At 34.3% G+C, this 20173-nt stretch carries 18 protein-coding genes and 1 tRNA gene; 5 read left to right on the top strand and 14 right to left on the bottom strand.

Features of this window, described 5'->3' with window-relative positions:
* Positions 1 to 39: 39 nt before the first annotated feature.
* Positions 40 to 1893 carry a S9 family peptidase gene (locus BLR17_RS04085; protein WP_066325377.1) on the top strand — a complete coding sequence of 618 codons (1854 nt, stop codon included), beginning with the start codon at positions 40 to 42 and terminating at the stop codon, positions 1891 to 1893.
* Positions 1894 to 1954: 61 nt separating this feature from the next.
* Here BLR17_RS04085 and accC read toward each other — a convergent pair whose 3' ends face one another.
* The 6 genes from accC to pdxA all read right to left on the bottom strand — a co-directional run bounded on the left by accC (position 1955) and on the right by pdxA (position 6967).
* Positions 1955 to 3301, bottom strand: coding sequence for an acetyl-CoA carboxylase biotin carboxylase subunit (gene accC / locus BLR17_RS04080; protein ID WP_066325380.1), 1347 nt, complete (start codon positions 3299 to 3301; stop codon positions 1955 to 1957).
* Between the two features lie 85 nt (positions 3302 to 3386).
* Positions 3387 to 3872: an acetyl-CoA carboxylase biotin carboxyl carrier protein gene (gene accB / locus BLR17_RS04075; protein WP_066325382.1), complete on the bottom strand. Its 486-nt coding sequence runs from the start codon at positions 3870 to 3872 to the stop codon at positions 3387 to 3389.
* A 24-nt stretch (positions 3873 to 3896) separates the two neighbouring features.
* Complete coding sequence (locus tag BLR17_RS04070; protein WP_066325384.1) at positions 3897 to 4895, bottom strand: beta-ketoacyl-ACP synthase III; 999 nt, start codon at positions 4893 to 4895, stop codon at positions 3897 to 3899.
* Between the two features lie 177 nt (positions 4896 to 5072).
* Complete coding sequence (gene rpmF / locus BLR17_RS04065) at positions 5073 to 5270, bottom strand: 50S ribosomal protein L32 (RefSeq protein WP_035659528.1); 198 nt, start codon at positions 5268 to 5270, stop codon at positions 5073 to 5075.
* A 9-nt stretch (positions 5271 to 5279) separates the two neighbouring features.
* Positions 5280 to 5822 carry a YceD family protein gene (locus tag BLR17_RS04060; RefSeq protein ID WP_066325386.1) on the bottom strand — a complete coding sequence of 181 codons (543 nt, stop codon included), beginning with the start codon at positions 5820 to 5822 and terminating at the stop codon, positions 5280 to 5282.
* A gap of 101 nt (positions 5823 to 5923) precedes the next feature.
* A complete protein-coding gene (pdxA, locus tag BLR17_RS04055) occupies positions 5924 to 6967 on the bottom strand; it encodes a 4-hydroxythreonine-4-phosphate dehydrogenase PdxA (RefSeq protein WP_066325387.1) in 1044 nt (347 codons plus the stop codon).
* A 56-nt stretch (positions 6968 to 7023) separates the two neighbouring features.
* Between pdxA and BLR17_RS04050 the strand changes: the two genes are divergently transcribed.
* A complete protein-coding gene (locus BLR17_RS04050) occupies positions 7024 to 7614 on the top strand; it encodes a riboflavin synthase (protein ID WP_066325388.1) in 591 nt (196 codons plus the stop codon).
* A 652-nt stretch (positions 7615 to 8266) separates the two neighbouring features.
* On the opposite strand, the gene BLR17_RS04040 is transcribed toward BLR17_RS04050, so the two are convergent.
* Both BLR17_RS04040 and mce read right to left on the bottom strand, forming a co-directional pair.
* Positions 8267 to 8340 (bottom strand) — tRNA-Ile (locus tag BLR17_RS04040).
* 126 nt (positions 8341 to 8466) lie between these two features.
* Positions 8467 to 8868, bottom strand: coding sequence for a methylmalonyl-CoA epimerase (gene mce / locus BLR17_RS04035; protein ID WP_066325398.1), 402 nt, complete (start codon positions 8866 to 8868; stop codon positions 8467 to 8469).
* 136 nt (positions 8869 to 9004) lie between these two features.
* Here mce and BLR17_RS16675 point away from each other — a divergent pair, with 136 nt between their 5' ends.
* Entirely contained in the window at positions 9005 to 10663 is a 1659-nt protein-coding gene (locus tag BLR17_RS16675) for an Ig-like domain-containing protein (RefSeq protein WP_066325400.1), read from the top strand.
* A 1-nt stretch (position 10664) separates the two neighbouring features.
* On the opposite strand, the gene BLR17_RS04025 is transcribed toward BLR17_RS16675, so the two are convergent.
* The 5 genes from BLR17_RS04025 to BLR17_RS04005 form a co-directional block, all read right to left on the bottom strand.
* Positions 10665 to 11429 (bottom strand): amidohydrolase, encoded by a 765-nt coding sequence (locus BLR17_RS04025; protein WP_066325403.1) that lies wholly within the window; start codon positions 11427 to 11429, stop codon positions 10665 to 10667.
* Between the two features lie 117 nt (positions 11430 to 11546).
* Positions 11547 to 12293: a succinate dehydrogenase/fumarate reductase iron-sulfur subunit gene (locus tag BLR17_RS04020; RefSeq protein ID WP_066325411.1), complete on the bottom strand. Its 747-nt coding sequence runs from the start codon at positions 12291 to 12293 to the stop codon at positions 11547 to 11549.
* 45 nt (positions 12294 to 12338) lie between these two features.
* Positions 12339 to 12713 carry a four helix bundle protein gene (locus tag BLR17_RS04015; RefSeq protein WP_066325413.1) on the bottom strand — a complete coding sequence of 125 codons (375 nt, stop codon included), beginning with the start codon at positions 12711 to 12713 and terminating at the stop codon, positions 12339 to 12341.
* 20 nt (positions 12714 to 12733) lie between these two features.
* A complete protein-coding gene (locus BLR17_RS04010) occupies positions 12734 to 14734 on the bottom strand; it encodes a fumarate reductase/succinate dehydrogenase flavoprotein subunit (protein WP_066325419.1) in 2001 nt (666 codons plus the stop codon).
* 12 nt (positions 14735 to 14746) lie between these two features.
* On the bottom strand, positions 14747 to 15412 hold the full coding sequence (locus BLR17_RS04005) for a succinate dehydrogenase cytochrome b subunit (RefSeq protein ID WP_066325420.1): 666 nt from the start codon (positions 15410 to 15412) through the stop codon (positions 14747 to 14749).
* 369 nt (positions 15413 to 15781) lie between these two features.
* Here BLR17_RS04005 and BLR17_RS04000 point away from each other — a divergent pair, with 369 nt between their 5' ends.
* Together BLR17_RS04000 and BLR17_RS03995 are read left to right on the top strand one after the other, a co-directional pair.
* On the top strand, positions 15782 to 17143 hold the full coding sequence (locus BLR17_RS04000; protein WP_066325421.1) for a hydroxymethylglutaryl-CoA synthase family protein: 1362 nt from the start codon (positions 15782 to 15784) through the stop codon (positions 17141 to 17143).
* Between the two features lie 209 nt (positions 17144 to 17352).
* On the top strand, positions 17353 to 18645 hold the full coding sequence (locus BLR17_RS03995; protein WP_066325423.1) for an aminopeptidase P family protein: 1293 nt from the start codon (positions 17353 to 17355) through the stop codon (positions 18643 to 18645).
* Between the two features lie 160 nt (positions 18646 to 18805).
* On the opposite strand, the gene BLR17_RS03990 is transcribed toward BLR17_RS03995, so the two are convergent.
* Complete coding sequence (locus BLR17_RS03990) at positions 18806 to 20098, bottom strand: AbiH family protein (protein ID WP_139068324.1); 1293 nt, start codon at positions 20096 to 20098, stop codon at positions 18806 to 18808.
* Positions 20099 to 20173 lie beyond the last annotated feature (75 nt).

Genomic DNA, 20173 nt, shown 5'->3' with positions numbered 1-20173 from the left:
CTATTTTTATACTTCTAAAAAATAGCAGCCTTAAAACAAATGACACAAAATAGAATGACTGCCGAATTGTTGTGGCAATTAGGACGAATAACAGCATTAGGATTATCTAAAGACAAACAAAATATTGTTTACAAAGTCAATACCCCTTCAATAGAAGAAAACAAACTGGATACTAAACATTATTTTATTCCAATAGAAGGCGGAAATCCAACCGAAATTGAAGACACAAATAGCATTTTAGACAATAAAAAAATATCCCCTGATGGCAAACTCCTGCTTTCTCATCAGGAAGTAAAATTGCAAAAGATTTTAGGAAAAGATTTTTACCCTGAACTCGATAAATCTGAAGTTCAAATATATGATTCCCTGAACTACCGCCATTGGGATACTTGGAACGAAGGCAAATTCAATCATGTTTTTTACAGAGAAAATAAATATGATGCTCCGCAAATTGACATCATGGAAAAAGAACTTTTTGATTGTCCTCAAAAACCTTTTGGCGAAGACGAAGATTACATCTGGTCTCCCGACAGCAAAAATATTTTGTATGTATCCAAGAAAAAAACCGGAACCGAATATGCTATTTCTACCAATAGTAATATTTTTCAATTCGAACTGGAAACAGCCAAAACCACCAATCTTACCGCTGATAATTTAGGCTATGATGTTGCTCCGCAATTTTCGGCATCGGGAATTCTGGCTTGGTTGCAAATGCAGCGTGATGGCTACGAAGCCGATAAAAATGACATTATCATTCTCAAAAACGGAATAAAAATCAATCTTACCGCACATTGGGATGGAACTGTAGATAATTTTCTATGGAGTGAGGACAACCAAAAAATCTATTTTATTGCCCCAATTGACGGCACTAAACAACTTTTTGAAGTTAATCTTCCTGAAAAAGCCGAAGTACAGCCACAAGTACAACAAATAACCGATGGCTATTTTGACATTACCAAACTCATTGGTTTTAACAACAATAAAATCATAGTCTCCAGAGAAGACACTAATCACGCTGCAGAAATTTTTTCCTATGATTTAATTGAAAAAAACTGGCAACAAATCACTAATGTCAACACCGACATTTACAATACTATTGCTTTAAGCAAAACCGAAAAAAGATACGCAACTACTACCGACGGCAAGAAAATGTTGGTTTGGGTAATTTTTCCGCCTGATTTTGATGCTTCTAAAAAGTATCCTACCTTACTTTATTGTCAGGGCGGACCACAAAGCGCCTTAAGTCAGTTTTATTCTTTCAGATGGAATTTCCAATTAATGGCTGCCAATGGTTATATTATTATAGCACCTAACCGCCGTGGAATGCCGGGTCACGGAGTGGAATGGAACGAACAAATTAGTAAAGACTGGGGCGGACAAGTTATGGACGATTACCTTTCGGCTATCGATGCCGTTTCTCAGGAAACTTATGTAGATACAAACCGTTTGGGTTGTGTTGGTGCCAGCTATGGTGGCTATTCGGTATTTTATTTAGCCGGAATACATCAAAATCGTTTTAAAACTTTCATAGCTCACGATGGTGTTTTCAATACCCAAAGCATGTATGGAACTACCGAAGAAATATTTTTTAGTAACTGGGATTTTGGCGGAGCTTATTGGGAGAAAGACAATTCTGTTGCCCAAAAAGCGTACAACGAATTCAATCCAATAAATTTAATAAACAACTGGAATACACCTATATTGATTATCCAGGGAGGAAAAGATTTTCGTGTACCTATTGGTCAGGCACAAGAAGCTTTCCAAGCTTCGCAATTACTAGGAATAAAAAGTCGTTTTCTCTATTTTCCTGAAGAAAACCACTGGGTTCTCAATCCTCAAAACGCCCAAATTTGGCAGAGAGAATTCTTCAAATGGCTGAAAGAAACACTGTAATTCATTTAAAACAAAAAAACCTCACTTTTTAGTGAGGTTTTTCTATAAATAAAAACTTAGTTTATTCAGGATCATTCATTTTGAAGGATTCCATAAATGCTGTAGTATAATCACCCGCAATATAACGAGGATCATCCATTAACTGTCTATGGAATGGAATTGTAGTTTTGATTCCTTCAATCACAAATTCATCTAATGCTCTTCTCATTTTACTTATTGCCTCCTCACGAGATTGGGCAGTAGTAATCAATTTAGCAATCATCGAATCATAATTTGGTGGAATTGTATAACCAGAATATACGTGAGTATCTAAACGTACTCCATGACCACCCGGCATATGTAAGGTAGTAATTTTTCCTGGTGAAGGTCTAAAATCATTGTATGGATCTTCGGCATTGATACGACACTCAATAGCGTGTAATTGTGGCATATAGTTTTTACCAGAAATTGGAATTCCAGCTGCAACCATAATTTGCTCACGAATCAAATCGTAATCAATAACCTGCTCTGTAATTGGATGCTCTACCTGGATACGGGTATTCATTTCCATAAAGTAGAAATTGCGGTGTTTATCAACTAAGAATTCTACCGTACCGGCACCTTCATACTTAATATATTCAGCAGCTTTTACTGCTGCTTCACCCATTCTCTGACGCAATTCGTCAGTCATAAATGGCGAAGGAGTTTCTTCAGTTAATTTTTGGTGACGTCTTTGAACCGAACAATCTCTTTCAGAAAGGTGACAGGCTTTACCATAAGCATCTCCTACTACCTGAATTTCAATATGACGTGGCTCTTCAATTAATTTCTCCATGTACATACCGTCATTTCCAAAAGCAGCAGCAGCTTCCTGACGGGCACTTTCCCATGCTTTATGAAGATCTTCTTCTTTCCAGATAGCACGCATTCCTTTTCCACCACCACCTGCTGTAGCTTTCATCATAACAGGGTAACCTATTTCTTTAGCTACTTTTTGTGCTTGTTCATAAGACTCTAAAATTCCTTCAGAACCTGGAACACAAGGAACTCCGGCTTCAATCATAGTTGATTTTGCAGAAGCCTTATCCCCCATTCTGTCAATCATTTCCGGAGCAGCTCCAATGAACTTAATTCCGTGCTCCTGACAAATTTTTGAAAATTTAGAATTTTCAGAAAGGAATCCATATCCCGGATGAATTGCGTCAGCATTAGTAATTTCGGCTGCAGCAATAATATTTGACATTTTCAAATAAGAAAGGTTACTTGGAGCAGGTCCTATACAAACCGCTTCATCAGCAAACTTAACATGCAAACTTTCTGCATCGGCAGTAGAATAAACCGCTACTGTTTTAATGCCCATTTCTTTACACGTTCTAATTACACGAAGTGCAATTTCCCCTCTATTTGCAACTAATATTTTTTTAAACATCTTATTTATATTAAAAATTACAAATTCCAATCTCCAAATTCCAAATAATTGGATTTTGTGATTTGTCTATTGGAATTTTTAAAAACTATGATGGATCTACTAAGAATAATGGTTGATCAAATTCAACCGGAGACATATCATCAACTAATATTTTAACGATTTTTCCGGAAACTTCAGATTCAATTTCGTTAAATAATTTCATTGCTTCAACAACACAAAGAACACTTCCTTTTGCAATAGTACTACCTACTTCAACAAACATTGGTTTGTCCGGAGAAGGTTTTCTATAAAAAGTTCCAATCATTGGAGACTTAATTGTAATATATTTTGATGTATCATCAGCCGCAGGAGCCGCTGCTACAGGAGCTGCTGCTACAGGAGCTGCAGGAGTAGCTATAATTTGTTGTACTGGCGCCTGAGCTGGCAACTGTTGTACATAAGTTGGCTCAGAAACTGTACTTTCTAAAGTAGTTCTAATGGTAATTTTAACATCATCCATTTCTAACTTTACTTCAGCAACACCAGAGTTGGATACAAATTTAATTAGGTTCTGAATTTCTTTTAAATCCATAATATTTGTGATTTTAGTTTAAATTTATTTTTTGTCGTATGCCCATTTTAGATAAATAGATCCCCAAGTGAATCCTCCTCCAAATGCAGCAAAAATAATGGTATCTCCTTTTTTAAACAAATGTTCGAAATCATTTAAAACCAGAGGTAAGGTTGCTGATGTAGTATTTCCATATCTTTCGATATTCATTAAAACCTTAGACTCCTCTAAATTCATTCTGCTTGCAGTAGCATCAATGATACGTTTATTAGCCTGATGTGGCACTAAGAAAGCAACATCTTCATTAGTAAGGTTGTTTCTTTTTAAAATTTGCTCACTTGCATCGGCCATATTGGTTACAGCATATTTAAATACTGTTTTCCCATCTTGTCTAATACTATGTCTTTTCTCTTCTACAGTTTGAATTGTTGGCGGATGTAGTGAACCCCCTGCATCAATTTTCAGGAAATCACGACCAATACCATCACTTCTTAAATATTCATCCTGCAATCCAAGACCTTCATAATTAGGTTCAAACAATACAGCTCCGGCTCCATCTCCAAAAATAATGCAAGTTGTTCTATCTGTATAATCAACGATAGAAGACATCTTATCAGCACCTATTAATAGCACTTTTTTATACCTTCCCGATTCAATGTAAGCCGCTGCTGTAGACATTCCATATAAAAAACTGGAACAAGCTGCTTGTAAATCATAAGCAAAAGCATTTGTAGCCCCTATTTGAGTAGCAACATAAGCACCTGTAGCAGAAACCTGCATATCAGGAGTTGCAGTCGCCATTAAAACCAAATCGATTTCTAAAGGGTTTACACCTGCTTTAGCAATTAAATCTTCAGCTGCTTTTATAGCTAAATAAGAAGTTCCTTTATCAGCATCTTTTAAAATTCTTCTTTCTTTTATTCCTGTACGCGAAGTAATCCACTCGTCGTTTGTGTCAACCATAGTTTCCAGAACTTGGTTTGTAAGCACAAAATCTGGAACATAAGCTCCAACTGCAGTAATTGCGGCCGTAATTTTATTCATTTTATTCGGATATTTCCTCTTCTGTTTTTACACAGAAGAAAACATTTAAAAAAGGGGTTAAAAATACAAAAAAATTCTAAACCCTTCCTCTTTAAAAACTTCTAATTTAACGAAAATCACAAACAATAAAAAACTCTCACAAAATGTGAGAGTTCTCGTATTTTCTATAAAAACATATTAAGCAAAAGTAGCTTCTGACTTGTCAATAACCACCTGTCCTCTGTAATACATTTTACCTTCATGCCAGTAAGCTCTGTGGTATAAGTGAGCTTCTCCTGTAATAGGACAAGTAGCGATTTGAGCTACAGTAGCTTTATAATGTGTTCTTCTCTTATCTCTTCTTGTTTTCGAAGTTTTTCTCTTAGGATGTGCCATTTTACTATATTATTTATCCGTTAATAGTTGCTTTAATTTGTCCCAACGCGGGTCTATATTCTCTTCTTTATTCTCTTTTTTCTTTACTTCTTTTACCTGTAATTCATTCAGCTTTTCCAAAGCTTCCGTTTTCAGACTACCATCTTTAACACCTGGATGAACTCGTTTTTGAGGCACCGAAAGGACAACCATTTCATAAATATACTGCGCTATATTTATCTCAAATTCTCCAAAAGGCAAAATCAGCAATTCTTCATTATCATTATTAAACACTTCGCCAAAACGAACAATTAATTTCATTTTACCTTTGATTGGCAAATCAAAATCCTCACCCGTTAAATCACAAGGAACATTAACCGTTCCTTTATGCTTAAAATTCAGCTCAAGCATATTGCTTTTTTTCTCCAAAACTAACGATACTTTAATATCCGAATTTTGAAATTCGTCATACTCAAATATCTCAAAGAACGCATTATTTATTTGATACTCAAAATGATGCTTCCCCAGCTTTAAACCCACGAAAGGAATTAAAAATTCTTTTGTCTTGTTCATTTCAACAAAATTTTGCCCAATTCCGAAGTTTCGGAATGGGAGTGCAAAGATATAAAATTATTGTAAATCCAATAAGCTTATTAATCTTTTTTTATTTACATTTATTTTTCCTTAACTTTTAGCGGATTTTCAGTCATCTCCTCATACTGAATCCTTGAGCGATAGACATCTATAGCCAAATACACCGCTTCTTTAAAAGAATTAAAATCAGCAATTCCTTTTCCTGCTATATCATATGCCGTCCCATGATCCGGGGAAGTTCTCACTTTACTCAAACCTGCTGTAAAATTCACTCCTTTTCCAAAGGACAGAGTCTTAAAAGGAACCAAGCCCTGATCGTGATAAGTCGCAATAACCGCGTCAAATTTTTCATAATGACCACTCCCAAAAAAACCATCAGCCGGAAAAGGCCCAAAAACCATCGTTCCTTCGTCAAACATTTTCTTCAACACAGGCCGAATCAATTCTTCATCTTCTTTACCAATCACTCCACCATCTCCACAATGCGGATTTAATCCCAAAACCGCAATTTTTGGATTATTTATACTAAAATCACGAATTAAAGACTGCTTAACCGTATTGATTTTCTTCACAATCAAATCCTCAGTCAACTTGGAAGCCACCTGATTAATCGGCACATGATCCGTCAATAAACCAACTCTCAAATTATCCTGCACCATAAACATCAAAGCATCACCTTCTAATTCCTGATCCAAATAATCCGTATGCCCCGGAAACTTAAATTCCTCCGACTGAATATTATACTTATTTATAGGAGCAGTAACCAATACATCCACCAAACCTTCCTTTAAAGCTTTAGTTGCAGCAACAAAAGACTTAATAGCATACTCCCCCACCTTATCATCATTCGTACCTAAATTCAAATCCACCCCTTCTTTCCAAACATTCAATACGTTGATTTTTCCGGGAACAAGCTGATCTAACCTGTCAATTCCATGTAACCCAACCGTAGACTCTAAGTTTCTTTTTATAAAAGACAAAATTTTAACATTAGCAAAAATAACAGGCGTACACAGCTCCAACATTCGAACATCTTCAAATGTTTTAATAATAACCTCGCTTCCAATACCATTTAAATCTCCAATCGAAATTCCTACGATAATATTTTCTGCTTTTTTAATCATATCCACAAGTTTTTATTGCTAATTTTGAAATGCAAATTTAGTAAAATAAAACAAGAATGTTTACAGGAATCATAGAAACACTTGGAACCATCCAGGAAATAAAAAAAGAAAAAGACAACATACACATCACAATAGATTCTTCAATCACTAATGAACTTAAAATAGACCAAAGTGTAGCCCATAATGGAATTTGCCTGACAGTTGTAAAAATACAAGACACCAGATACACCGTAACTGCTATTGACGAAACTATAAAAAAAACCAATCTTGGCAGCTGGAAAGAAGGCGACTTAGTAAACCTTGAAAGAGCCATGAAACTTGGCGACCGACTTGATGGCCATATTGTCCAAGGACATGTTGACCAAACCGGAGACTGCATTGCCATTTCAGAAACCAACGGAAGTTGGCTCTACACCTTCGAATATGATGACAAACTTAACAATCTAACCATCGAAAAAGGTTCTATCACTGTAAACGGAGTAAGTTTAACCGTAGTAAATTCTCAAAAGAATCAATTTAGTGTAGCCATCATTCCCTACACTCACGAACATACTAATTTTAAAAATTTCAAAGTAGGCTCAAAAATCAACCTTGAATTTGATGTTATTGGAAAATATGTTTCTAAATTATACGCAAACAAAATATAAAAAGAAACGCTCGGCTATACCGAGCGTTTCTTTTTTATAATCAAACTATATATTTTACAAAACCCAAAAAACAAAGCCGCCACAAACAAGCCTATAAGCCACCTGTCAATTGGCAAACCAACAGGAGGCGGCACACAGGTAGGACAATCTGGATCTGTCCCACCAAATTGCGCAACAGTCTCAACACTCACAAATGAGCAAGCAAGAAAAAAGATATATTTATTTAACATTCTTTTCATAAAAAAGCAAAAAAATGTTTAGCATTAATCAAATAGCACCCACCCTAAACCGACATCCACACAAAACCTAAACATCCCAAACAAAGATATACCAATCCAACAAATATCTCACAGGAGAAAAACACACAAAATGTTAATTTTGAAGGGTTTTTATCGGTTATTTTTGCATTTCAACAAATTCCTACAAATTTCAAAAACAAATACAACACCTCATTCATTTAATATTACAACCAAATAATTAAAACAATAACCGTATTAAACTTAATCATTATTTTGCAAAAATTTAATACTGAATTCAGCACTTAAATTATCAAAAACCTTATCTAATTAACAAAAAACACCTCCTTCATCAACCCAAAAAAGAAAAAAGCCTTGTAAATTATTATTTTACAAGGCTTTTTAAGCTTAAAAAGTGGTCCCACCTGGGCTCGAACCAGGGACCACCTGATTATGAGTCAGGTGCTCTAACCAGCTGAGCTATAGGACCAGTTAAGAGGCTGCAATATTACCATTATTTTTTGGTTGTTCCAAATATTTTTCACTTAGTTTTTTATACAAATTCCAACTAATAAAAAAACAAATTAAAAAACATTGATTTTCAAAACACTAAACTTTAACTAATACTCTGACATAATTCCACCAAAACACCATTGGTACTTTTAGGATGCAAAAAAACAACTAACTTATTATCTGCTCCTTTTTTTGGAATTTCATTCAAAACAACAAAACCTTCTGTTTTCAACCTTTGGATCTCATCCTGAATATTTTCAACCTCAAAAGCAATATGATGAATCCCTTCTCCTTTTTTCTCTAAAAATTTAGCAACAGGACTTTCCGGATTTGTCGCTGCCAAAAGTTCAATTTTATTCGTATCCGCTTTAAAAAAAGAAGTTAAAACACTTTCACTTTCTACCTCTTCCAATTTATAAGGAGAAACTCCCAACAATTTTTCAAACAAAGCATTCGAAGCCTCAATATCTTTTACTGCAATCCCTATATGATCAATTTTTTTCATAAAATCCCCGGATTTTAAATCGTACAAACTACTAAACTATTTTTAAAGATACTTATACTCCCTTAATAATTCTATAAAAAGTTTTAATTCCAGTAATTATAATTGTTATTTTGTAGATTCTAAAATTTTAAATTTCATGTTGAAAAACAAACTTAAATATATTTCGATAATTATATTACTAATCACTATAGTAAGTTGTGCCAAAAGAGGTTCTATTACCGGCGGATTAAAAGACACCATTCCGCCAAGCCTAAGAACTAGTTTTCCAAAAAATTTCAACACTCATTTCAATGCCAAACAAATCAAATTGGAATTTGACGAAATAGTAATTCTAAAAGGACTTAAAAAACAATTAGTGATTTCTCCTCCGATGAAAAACGAGCCTCTCATTTTACCTACTACTGCAAGTCAAAAAATCACTATTAAAATTAATGACACTTTACAACCCAACACAACCTATAGTTTTAATTTTGGACAAAGTCTAACCGACAACAACGAAGGAAATCCTTTAAATCAATTTAAATATGTATTTTCTACTGGTGACTATATTGATTCATTAGCTCTTAGCGGAAAAATAAAATATGCTTATGAAAAAGAAGCCGAGTCCTTTATTTCAGTGATGTTGTACGAAGCAAACGAATCATACAATGACTCTGTTATTTACAAACAAAATCCAAGATACATTACCAACACTCTAGACAGCTTAAAAACTTTTCGTTTAGAGAATCTTAAAGCTGGAAAATACCGTTTGATAGCCCTTAAAGACCAGAACAACAACAATAAATTTGATCCGAAAACCGAAAAAATAGGCTTCATTAAAGACCTTATTTCTATACCTAACGACACCTTATACGAAATTGAATTATTCAAAGAAAACGTCCCTTTTAAAGCTTTTAAACCAACTCAAGAATCCGGAAATAAATTATTCCTTGGCTTTGAAGGAAATGTATCTGAAACCAATTCAAAACCTAAAATCATTGTAAAAAACAAAAATGAAATCTTAGAGAGTATTGTAACCAAAATACCTAAAAAAGATTCACTTCAAATTTGGTACAAACCAATAAAAACGGATTCTTTAAAAATTGAGGTTACACAAAATAACTACAACAAAACATTTGCTCTCAAAATTAAAAATCAAAAAAAAGACAGTTTAACTATTGGCGCTACCAATCCTGTAAGCTTTAAAGATCGTTTTGCATTAGAATCTTCAAGACCTCTGATAAAATTCGATGAAACAAAAATCAAATTAATAGACGGAGATTCTACCGCTGTAAAATTCACTAAAAGCTATGATGAATTTAACCAAAAATTATATTTAGACTTTAAAAAAGAACCTGCTAAAAAATACAGTTTCACCATTCTCCCAGGTGCATTAACTGATTTTTACGAACAGACAAACGACACTTTAAGCTACCAAATCAGCACTAAAGAACTTACTGATTACGGAAATTTAAAGATAAAATTAGAAAATGCAAAATCATTTCCTCTTATCGTAGAATTGCTAAAATCAACAGGAGAAATAGTTGCCAGCGAATATGTAGAAAAAAACACCGCTGTAGAATTCAATCTTCTGGATCCTGCTCTGTTTTCACTTCGCGCCATCTATGACACCAACAAAAACAAGAAATACGATCCCGGAAATTTCTTAGAGAAAAAATACGCAGAAGAAGTAGTTTATTTTTCCGGAGAAATTGATGTGAGAAGCAATTGGGATGTAGAGCAAACTTTTGATTTAAGTATTCCTTATACACCTCCTCCTAAAAAAGACGATAAAAACAAAAAGAAGAAAAATTAAATCAAAGTAGCTGGAATTGATCTCTATCATTCAAAAAGCCTAATTTTTGTCTGGCAACAATCATTTTTTGTTTATCTAATTCAGCTATGAAAACATTTTCTTCCTCTGTTGGAACCACAATATAATCTCCCAGACAATCCAGTAACTGAGAATGTCCGGAATAATGATGTGCGTTATTATCAATACCTATTCTATTAACACCGATAGTATAACTCATATTTTCTATCGCACGGGCTTTAAGCAGCGCGTCCCAGGCATTTACTCTTTTTTCCGGCCAACTGGCTACATACAAAAGCAAATCATAGTTTTCTACATTTCTGGAAAACACCGGAAAACGCAAATCATAACAAACCATCAGGCAAATTTTCCAGCCCAAATAGTTTACAATTAACTTTTGACTTCCCGCAGTATACACCTTGTCTTCTCCTGCCAGTGTAAACAAATGCCTTTTGTCATAAAATTGAATTTCTCCCGAAGGAAATACAAACAGCATTCTGTTATAAAAATTACCCGATTCTTCAACGACCAAACTTCCTGTTATAGCCATATTTCTGGCTTTTGCCAAAGATTGCATCCACAACAACGTTTCGCCTTCCATCGTTTCAGCTACCTTATCAGGATTCATTGTAAAACCCGTAGAAAACATTTCAGGAAGTACAATCAAATCAACAGACTCTTTTATCCCATTAATTTTTTCTTCGAAATGAATTCGGTTTGCTTTTGGGTTTTCCCAAACTAAATCGGATTGAATAAGCGCTATTTTCATAGGAAAAAGTTATTACACAAAGATACGCAAAGTTCCCTCAGAGATTCACAAAGTTAATTCCAACAAAAAAACGCATCCAAATCAATGAATGCGCTTTTAAAATATATTGAAAAAATATTATCCTTTCAAACTTGCTGACATATACTCTCTGTTCATACGAGCAATGTTTTCTAAAGAAATTCCTTTTGGACATTCGATTTCACAAGCTCCTGTATTTGTACAGTTACCAAAACCTTCATCATCCATTTGACTTACCATGTTCAATACACGATCAACAGCTTCAACCTGACCTTGTGGCAATAAAGCAAATTGAGAAACTTTGGCAGCAACGAATAACATTGCAGATGAGTTTTTACAAGTTGCAACACAAGCTCCACAACCAATACAAGTTGCAGCATCAAAAGCAGCATCAGCATCTTTTTTGTTTACCGGGATTGTATTCGCATCGATAGTGTTTCCTGAAGTATTTACCGAGATAAATCCTCCTGCGTGTTGGATTCTGTCAAAAGAACTTCTGTCAACAACTAAATCTTTCACAACCGGGAAAGCAGCTGCACGGAATGGCTCGATAGTAATAGTATCACCATCTTTAAACATACGCATGTGCAATTGACAAGTAGTTACTCCTCTGTCTGGTCCGTGCGCTTCTCCATTGATGAATAAAGAACACATTCCACAGATTCCTTCACGACAGTCGTGGTCAAAAGCTACCGGCTCTTCACCAGCATTGATTTGTTGTTCGTTGAATACGTCAAGCATTTCAAGGAATGACATATCAGGTTCAATTCCGTCGATTTTATAATCGACCATTTTCCCTTTATCCTGGGCGTTTTTTTGACGCCATATTTTTAATGTAAGTTTCATAATTTGTTATGGGTTATAAGTTAAGAGTTAAACGTTATAGGGTTACTACTCCATTTTTGTCTTAGCTAAATAATTTATATATCCATTTAATATTGCTTTGGTTCTCTCGAACCTTTCTCTAAAATTTTGCAACAAATCTTCTTCAATATAATTCTCATCTAATGCAGTAATCGCTTGATTTAAAGCTTCGGTTAACGAACCTCTGGCAATTCTGCAAAATTGAATATTTTCTTGATAATGATATCTTCCAAATCCTTCGGCAATATTATCACTAACAGATCTAGAAGATCGTTTGAGCTGACTAGTTAAGGCATATTTTTCGTCAATTGGAAATTTCGGAAGAATATTTTGAGAAACAAAGATTCTTAATTCTCGTGCTGCTTTCCAGCATTCTAAATCTTCGAACGACTTTAAACTCATAACCCTTAACTCTTATACTTTTATTTATAACTACGTTGAACTAATTTTATGTTTTCGTAATTCAATGGCTCTTTGTGTAATACTGCATCACTTGGTTTTCCTTTGTATTCCCAAGCAGCAACATAAGCAAAGTTATCATCATCACGAAGTGCTTCCCCTTCTTCAGTTTGGTATTCCTCACGGAAGTGACCTCCACAAGATTCCTTACGGTGTAAAGCATCTTTAGCAAACAATTCTCCTAATTCTAAGAAATCAGCAACACGAATTGCTTTTTCTAATTCCTGATTGAATTCTTTATCTGTTCCAGGTACTTTTACATCTTTATAAAACTCTTCACGTAAAGCAGCAATTTCTTCCATTGCTTCCGTTAAGCCTTTTTCATTACGAGCCATACCTACTTTATTCCACATAATTTTACCTAATTTTTTGTGGAAATAGTCAACTGAATGCGTTCCTTTATTATTCATAAAGTTAGCAATCAAATCTTTTACTGATTTTTCAGCCTCTTCAAACTCAGGTCTGTCTGTAGAGATAGGTCCCATTTTGATATCCGGAGCTAAATAATCTCCAATTGTGTAAGGCAATACGAAGTATCCATCAGCCAAACCTTGCATCAAAGCAGAAGCTCCCAAACGGTTAGCTCCGTGATCAGAGAAATTAGATTCTCCAATTGAAAAACATCCAGGAATTGTAGTCATCAAGTTGTAATCAACCCATGTTCCACCCATTGTATAGTGAACCGCAGGGTAAATCATCATAGGAGTTGTATATGGATCCTCGTCTACAATTTTATAATACATTTGGAACAAGTTCCCGTATTTACTTTTTACAATTTCAGTACCTAATTTAGTTACTAAAGCTTTGTCATTAGCATCTAAACCTTTTACATAAGCAGCTTCAGTACCATAACGTTGGATTGCCGCAGCAAAATCCAAATAAACCGCTTCTCCGGTTTTGTTAACACCAAAACCAGCATCACATCTTTCTTTAGCAGCACGAGAAGCTACGTCACGAGGTACTAAGTTACCAAACGCAGGGTATCTTCTTTCTAAGAAATAATCTCTGTCAGCTTCAGCTAAATCAGTTGCTTTTTTCTTTCCTTCACGGATAGCCTGCGCATCTTCTAATTTTGCAGGAACCCAGATACGTCCGTCATTACGAAGAGACTCAGACATCAACGTTAATTTTGACTGGTGATCTCCTGAAACCGGGATACAAGTTGGGTGAATTTGAGTATAACAAGGGTTTGCGAAGAAAGCTCCTTTTTTGTGGATTTTCCATGCTGCAGTAGCATTAGAACCCATTGCATTAGTAGACAAGAAGAAAACGTTTCCGTAACCTCCTGAACCAATAACAACTGCGTGAGCTGAATGTCTTTCGATTTCTCCGGTAATTAAGTTACGAGCGATAATACCTCTTGCTTTACCATCAATAATTACTAATTCAAGCATTTCATGACGATTGTACATTTTGATTTTTCCACGACCAATTTGACGGTTCATTGCAGAATAAGCTCCTAACAATAATTGTTGTCCTGTTTGACCTTGTGCATAAAATGTACGGGAAACCAAAGTTCCTCCAAAAGAACGGTTATCCAATAATCCGCCATATTCACGAGCCAATGGCACCCCTTGAGCCACACACTGGTCAATAATATTAGCAGAAACTTCAGCTAAACGGTGTACGTTTGCCTCACGAGCACGGTAATCTCCTCCTTTTACAGTATCATAAAACAATCTGTAAACTGAATCACCGTCTCCTTTATAATTTTTTGCTGCGTTGATTCCCCCTTGTGCTGCAATAGAGTGCGCACGACGTGGTGAATCCTGAAAACAAAATGCTTTTACGTTATATCCTAATTCTGCTAAAGTAGCAGCTGCAGAACCTCCAGCTAATCCTGTTCCAACAACAATAATATCTAAATTACGTTTGTTAGCAGGGTTTACTAAATTAATATGATCTTTATAATTTGTCCATTTGTCCGCAATTGGACCATTTGGAATTTTTGAATCTAATGCCATTATAATTGAATATTAATGATTGAAATGATGAAATAATGCAATAAACACGAATCCTAGAGGAACGATTACAGAGAACCATAATCCGAAATTTTTCATTCCTTTAGTGTATTTATTATTTGCTCCTACTGATTGGAAAGAAGAACTGAATCCGTGACGCAAGTGTAATGATAACAATATAAAAGATAAAGAATACAATCCTGTACGAACTGGATTTTCAAATTTTTCCACTAATTCCGGGAAATATCTTGTTTCATCTGCCGGGTTGAATTCTACATACTTATAAACCATTTCCGGAAACCAGAAATCATAAAAGTGTAATGCTAAGAACGCTAAAATAACAGAACCTGAAATGATCATGTTACGTGAAGCCCAACTTGCATTTGCAGCTCCATTGTAGCTCGCATATCCTATTGGTCTTGCTTTTCTGTTTTGAATATCCAATACAAATCCCATGATGAAGTGAAAAACAACACCTATAATAAGGATTGGCTGAATAACAAACTGAACCAGAGGATTAGTTCCCATGAAATGAGAAATAGAATTAAAAACATCAGCACTTAATACTGACATCATATTAATAAAAAAATGCTGCGCTAGAAACAACATCAAAAAAAGTCCTGAAAGTGCCATAGCTACTTTTTTTGCTATTGACGATTTCAATAATCCAGATTTTGCCATAATATTTTAGAATATAATTTAAAAAGTACACAAAAATAGAGTAATTAGGAACGAACTACAACCTTTTCGTTCTTATTTAGAAACGTTATAAAGTTTTTGAGTAAAAATAAGGTTTTTCAACAATAAAATACAACATAAACAATTGATTTACAATTATTTAAGTAATTTTAGTTTACTAAAAAACAGCAAATCAGCCCAGAAAACAAATTAATTATTAGCATTCAAAAGCATAAAAAATATACATTTAATAATTTTTCCTTTCAAATATCTTTAAATCAACAAAAAACACAAAATCAAGCTATTTTGTGTACTAAAAAAAACAGCATTTCCAAAGCGTCATTTTATCTTTGTAAATTCAAAAAAATGATAATGAAAACAGGAATTGACGCACTCTCATTTGACGTAGCCAAACTACATTTACCCATAAAAACATTGGCTCAAGCCAGAAATATAGAACCCGAAAAACTGGAAAAAGGATTAGGATTAATCAAAATGACTTTGCCTGACACGCATCAGGACAGCGTAGTTTTTGCTGCAAATGCGTTGACCAAACTGATTCAGGACAACCAAATTGACCTAAACGAAATTGCCCGTATCTATGTAGGAACCGAAAGCGCCATTGACAGCGCTAAACCTATCGGATCTTATTTAGTGGATTTGATGGAGCAAAAATTTGGAGAAAATACTCTTGGCGAATGCGATGTGGTTGATTTTACTTTTGCCTGTATCGGCGGTGTGGATGCTATGCAAAACTGCCTTGACTTTATCAAATTAAATCCAACAAAAAAAGCCATTGTAGTAACTACAGATTTTGCCAAATACGATTTGAACTCAACCGGAGAATACACTCAGGGTGCCGGAGCTGTAGCAATCCTAATTACAGCAAACCCAAGAATTATTGCTTTCGAAAATCACTGGGCTACTAATACCAAAGGTGTTTTTGACTTTTTCAAACCATACAGAACTGTTTCAAAAGAAACAATTACCGGAAATACTAACAACGAACCTTGGTTTGACAATTTAGAAGCCGAAATCGAGATCCACAAAGACCAACCTGTTTTTGACGGACAATATTCGAACCAATGCTATATGGACAGAACCCGAAATGCTTATTTCTCGTTTAAAAAACTAAAAGAAACTTCGGCTACACTTTACAATTCATGGAGCAGTATCATCATGCACCTGCCTTATTCGTTTCAGGGACGTAGAATGTTGTCTGAAATTTATGCTTTGGACGCTGAAAATTCAATTATTTCAGGCGAAGAAACTCCTGCTGAATATCAAAACAAACTTAAAGAAACCAGCAAAACTGCGGAATACAAAAATTTTGTTGAAGAAAAATTAATGCCTGCTGAATTAGCTTCTTCTTTGATTGGAAACCTATACACCGGATCCATTTTCATGGGATTCCTTTCTACTTTAGCCCATTTTTATGATTCGAAAAAAGAAATCTCAGGAAACACTTTTGGATTTCTGGCTTACGGAAGCGGTTCTAAATCGAAAGTTTTTGAAGGAACAATTCAGCCGGAGTGGAAATCAGCAATTGCAAATACAAAGCTTTTCGAAACCTTAGAAAAAAGCTTCGAAATTAATTTTGACACTTACGAGAAACTACACAAAAAAGAACAAAAACAAAGCGTTCAAACCCCAAAACAGGAATGGGTTTTAGACAGAATTGAAAAAGAAATCCCGACATTAATTGGTGCTCGCTATTACAAATGGATTGATTAAATATTAAGACCGCGAATTCTCAAATTATTTTTTAAAAATTATCTTCTGTGCTTTGCAAAAAATCTTTGCAGCCTTTGCGGTTAAAATGCTTTAGCCACATTGGCAGCTATTAAAATTTGCGAATTTGCGGTATTATTTATCTCATCACAAACTACACTATAGTCTTTTTAAACAGGATTGATTAGATTTGTATTTCAAAACTTTTTCAAATGAAATACCATCAAATTGATCGCCATTTATTCATAAAAAACCGCAGCAAATTCACGGCTCAAATGAAGCCTAATAGTCTGGCTGTTTTTAATTCCAATGATATTTATCCCGTTAGCGCCGACAGCACCTTGCCTTTTGCACAGCATCGCGATATTTTTTATTTAAGCGGAATCGATCAGGAAGAAAGTATTTTGTTGCTTTTCCCGGATGCTCCTTACGAACACCAAAAAGAAATCTTATTCCTAAAAGAAACCAGCGAACTCATCGCTATTTGGGAAGGTGCTAAATTAACCAAAGACGAAGCTTTTGCTGTTTCAGGTATAAAAACGGTTTACTGGCTACAGGATTTTGAAAAAGTGCTGTTCGAATTAATGACTTATTGCGACACCATTTATATCAATACTAACGAACATTACCGCTCACATGTAGAAACCGAAACCCGTGAAGCGCGTTTTGTAAAATGGTGGAAAGAAAAATATCCGGCACATCAGGTGGCTAAAAGCAATCCTATTTTGCAACGCCTACGTTCGGTTAAAGAAAAAGAAGAGCTGGATTTAATTCAGCACGCCTGCAATATTACCGAAAAAGGTTTTCGAAGAATTCTTTCTTTTGTAAAACCCGATGTGATGGAATACGAAATCGAAGCCGAATTCATTCACGAGTTCATTCGTAATCGTTCAAAAGGTTTTGCTTACACCCCAATTATTGCCTCGGGAAACAATGCCAACGTATTGCATTATATCGAAAACAACAAACCATGCAAAGCCGGTGATTTGATCCTGCTGGACGTTGCTGCCGAATACGCCAATTATTCCAGTGATTTAACCCGTACCATTCCAGTTTCCGGTCGTTATTCCGAAAGGCAAAAAGCGGTTTACAACGCTGTTTTAAGAGTAAAAAACGAAGCTACTAAAATGCTGACTCCGGGAACACTCTGGAAACAATACCAAGCCGAAGTTGGTAAAATCATGAGTTCGGAATTACTAGGTTTGGGATTACTTGACAAAGCTGATGTCCAAAACGAAAACCCGGAATGGCCGGCCTATAAAAAATATTTCATGCACGGCACTTCGCATCACATGGGACTGGACACGCACGATTATGGCATCCTGACCGAACCGATGCAGGCTAATATGGTTTTTACCGTAGAACCCGGAATCTACATTCCCGAAGAAGGTTTCGGAATCCGAATTGAAGACAATGTGGTGATTCAGGAAAAAGGTGAACCTTTTAATTTGATGAAAAATATTCCGATTGAAGTAGAGGAAATTGAGAGTTTGATGAATTCTTAATTTTAGAGAATAGAATAAAGAAACAAGAGAAAAGACGGTTTACGAAAGTGAGCCGTTTTTTTATTTTACCCAAATACTCTCGAAATTGTCATTCCGAGGCACGAGGAATCTCATTAGCTGAATACTTTATGAGATTTCTCGTTCCTCGAAATCACAAAAACTAATCTTTTTTAAGCAATTGAATTTGCGGTAAAGGTTTGCAAAGCGTCTTATTTACTATTTTTCCTCTCATCAACTTCTTATCATTAAAATGTCGAGAAATATTTTGAATAATCTCAGTATAATTATCCTTTATAACTTTACCTTCTTCATCTTTTATCTCATGATGAAAAACCTTAATGGAGCGACAATTATTATGTTCAAAAATAGAATTCAGCATTGTTCTATCTGATAAACCACAAGAATGTCCAACAATTAAAACTTGGTATTTTTCACCGTTAATAAATTGTAACAGATGATTGTAATTAGAATTCTGCAAATATTGAAATGATTTAAAATTCCTTAAATATTCATTATCATCTATATTTTCAATCATTTTATAATCTTCATCCATTTCATCTCCAAAGCCAAAATTTATTTTATTCTCCAAAATATTCCCTAAAGTTCCATGAATAAAATTAACTCTACTTTCTATCGAATCTTCTTTATTTAATAATTCTGAATAAATACTTGATATTGGCGTATAATTAAAATTTAAAAAATACAATTGATTTACCAATTCTTGATTTCGTTCTTTTACAAAATGTTCTTTTATCTCACTAACATCTTCAATATCTGTAAATTCTTTCAAAACATTTTCTTCATTACTTAATAATGAAATTGGTTTTAAAAGTTTATAAATCTTATTCCAATCTGAATTTTGATTTGTTGATAAATCTAAATTATATTTATTCAATACTTCTTCTACTAAATATTTTTCTAAAAGATTTTTAATTTGCTCAAATTCTTTATTCAATTTTTCAACTTGCTTTTTCTGTTCACTTACCCAATATTCTTTTGATTTTGAAATATCCAAACACTGCGACTTCACTATGGTTTTTAACAATCTAAAATACTCATTTTCAATATCTACCCAGTTTTTACAATTTTTTATATTTATGTGAGAAAAAAAATCGTTTTCAAATCTAAATATTACCTCTTGTCCATTAAATTGACTTGTATAAAAAATTAATCTTTTCTCATCAAAATAATATTTTGGATATTCTTTTATATACTCCTTTATTTTTGTTTTAAAATCTTTAAAATTATTTATAATACCATAATTAGAATAATAAGCACTATGCGATTCATTAACGTAAACAAACTGCTTATATTCTTCTGAATTAACTTTCCTTTTAAAATTCTTCCAAAAATCATCAATAAAATCTCTGTATGAAGTAGGTAAACCGTGAGCTAAATCAAATCCGTTTCCAATAACAACAAGTCTGTTCATTTGTAAAAATCCTTTTCTCAAATATACTATTTTTAATACAAGAAAGACTCTAAAAACTTTGATGAACTTACATGACTTATATGGTTTAAAAAAATA

This window comes from Flavobacterium glycines (assembly GCF_900100165.1).
Lineage (GTDB): Bacteria > Bacteroidota > Bacteroidia > Flavobacteriales > Flavobacteriaceae > Flavobacterium > Flavobacterium glycines.
Note: the sequence above shows the minus strand (reverse complement) of the source record. Positions and strands in the feature narration are given on the sequence as shown.

Excerpts from the sequence above, each read along its gene's own strand:
- BLR17_RS03995 (WP_066325423.1), top strand. The coding sequence starts at position 17,353 with ATGAAATACCATCAAATTGATCGCCATTTATTCATAAAAAACCGCAGC.
- BLR17_RS04085 (WP_066325377.1), top strand. The coding sequence starts at position 40 with ATGACACAAAATAGAATGACTGCCGAATTGTTGTGGCAATTAGGACGA.
- accB (WP_066325382.1), bottom strand. The coding sequence starts at position 3,872 with ATGGATTTAAAAGAAATTCAGAACCTAATTAAATTTGTATCCAACTCT.
- BLR17_RS04005 (WP_066325420.1), bottom strand. The coding sequence starts at position 15,412 with ATGGCAAAATCTGGATTATTGAAATCGTCAATAGCAAAAAAAGTAGCT.
- BLR17_RS04010 (WP_066325419.1), bottom strand. The coding sequence starts at position 14,734 with ATGGCATTAGATTCAAAAATTCCAAATGGTCCAATTGCGGACAAATGG.
- rpmF (WP_035659528.1), bottom strand. The coding sequence starts at position 5,270 with ATGGCACATCCTAAGAGAAAAACTTCGAAAACAAGAAGAGATAAGAGA.
- BLR17_RS04000 (WP_066325421.1), top strand. The coding sequence starts at position 15,782 with ATGAAAACAGGAATTGACGCACTCTCATTTGACGTAGCCAAACTACAT.
- BLR17_RS04060 (WP_066325386.1), bottom strand. The coding sequence starts at position 5,822 with ATGAACAAGACAAAAGAATTTTTAATTCCTTTCGTGGGTTTAAAGCTG.
- BLR17_RS04050 (WP_066325388.1), top strand. The coding sequence starts at position 7,024 with ATGTTTACAGGAATCATAGAAACACTTGGAACCATCCAGGAAATAAAA.
- BLR17_RS04025 (WP_066325403.1), bottom strand. The coding sequence starts at position 11,429 with ATGAAAATAGCGCTTATTCAATCCGATTTAGTTTGGGAAAACCCAAAA.
- BLR17_RS04020 (WP_066325411.1), bottom strand. The coding sequence starts at position 12,293 with ATGAAACTTACATTAAAAATATGGCGTCAAAAAAACGCCCAGGATAAA.
- mce (WP_066325398.1), bottom strand. The coding sequence starts at position 8,868 with ATGAAAAAAATTGATCATATAGGGATTGCAGTAAAAGATATTGAGGCT.
- pdxA (WP_066325387.1), bottom strand. The coding sequence starts at position 6,967 with ATGATTAAAAAAGCAGAAAATATTATCGTAGGAATTTCGATTGGAGAT.
- BLR17_RS04070 (WP_066325384.1), bottom strand. The coding sequence starts at position 4,895 with ATGAATAAAATTACGGCCGCAATTACTGCAGTTGGAGCTTATGTTCCA.
- BLR17_RS04015 (WP_066325413.1), bottom strand. The coding sequence starts at position 12,713 with ATGAGTTTAAAGTCGTTCGAAGATTTAGAATGCTGGAAAGCAGCACGA.
- accC (WP_066325380.1), bottom strand. The coding sequence starts at position 3,301 with ATGTTTAAAAAAATATTAGTTGCAAATAGAGGGGAAATTGCACTTCGT.
- BLR17_RS16675 (WP_066325400.1), top strand. The coding sequence starts at position 9,005 with ATGTTGAAAAACAAACTTAAATATATTTCGATAATTATATTACTAATC.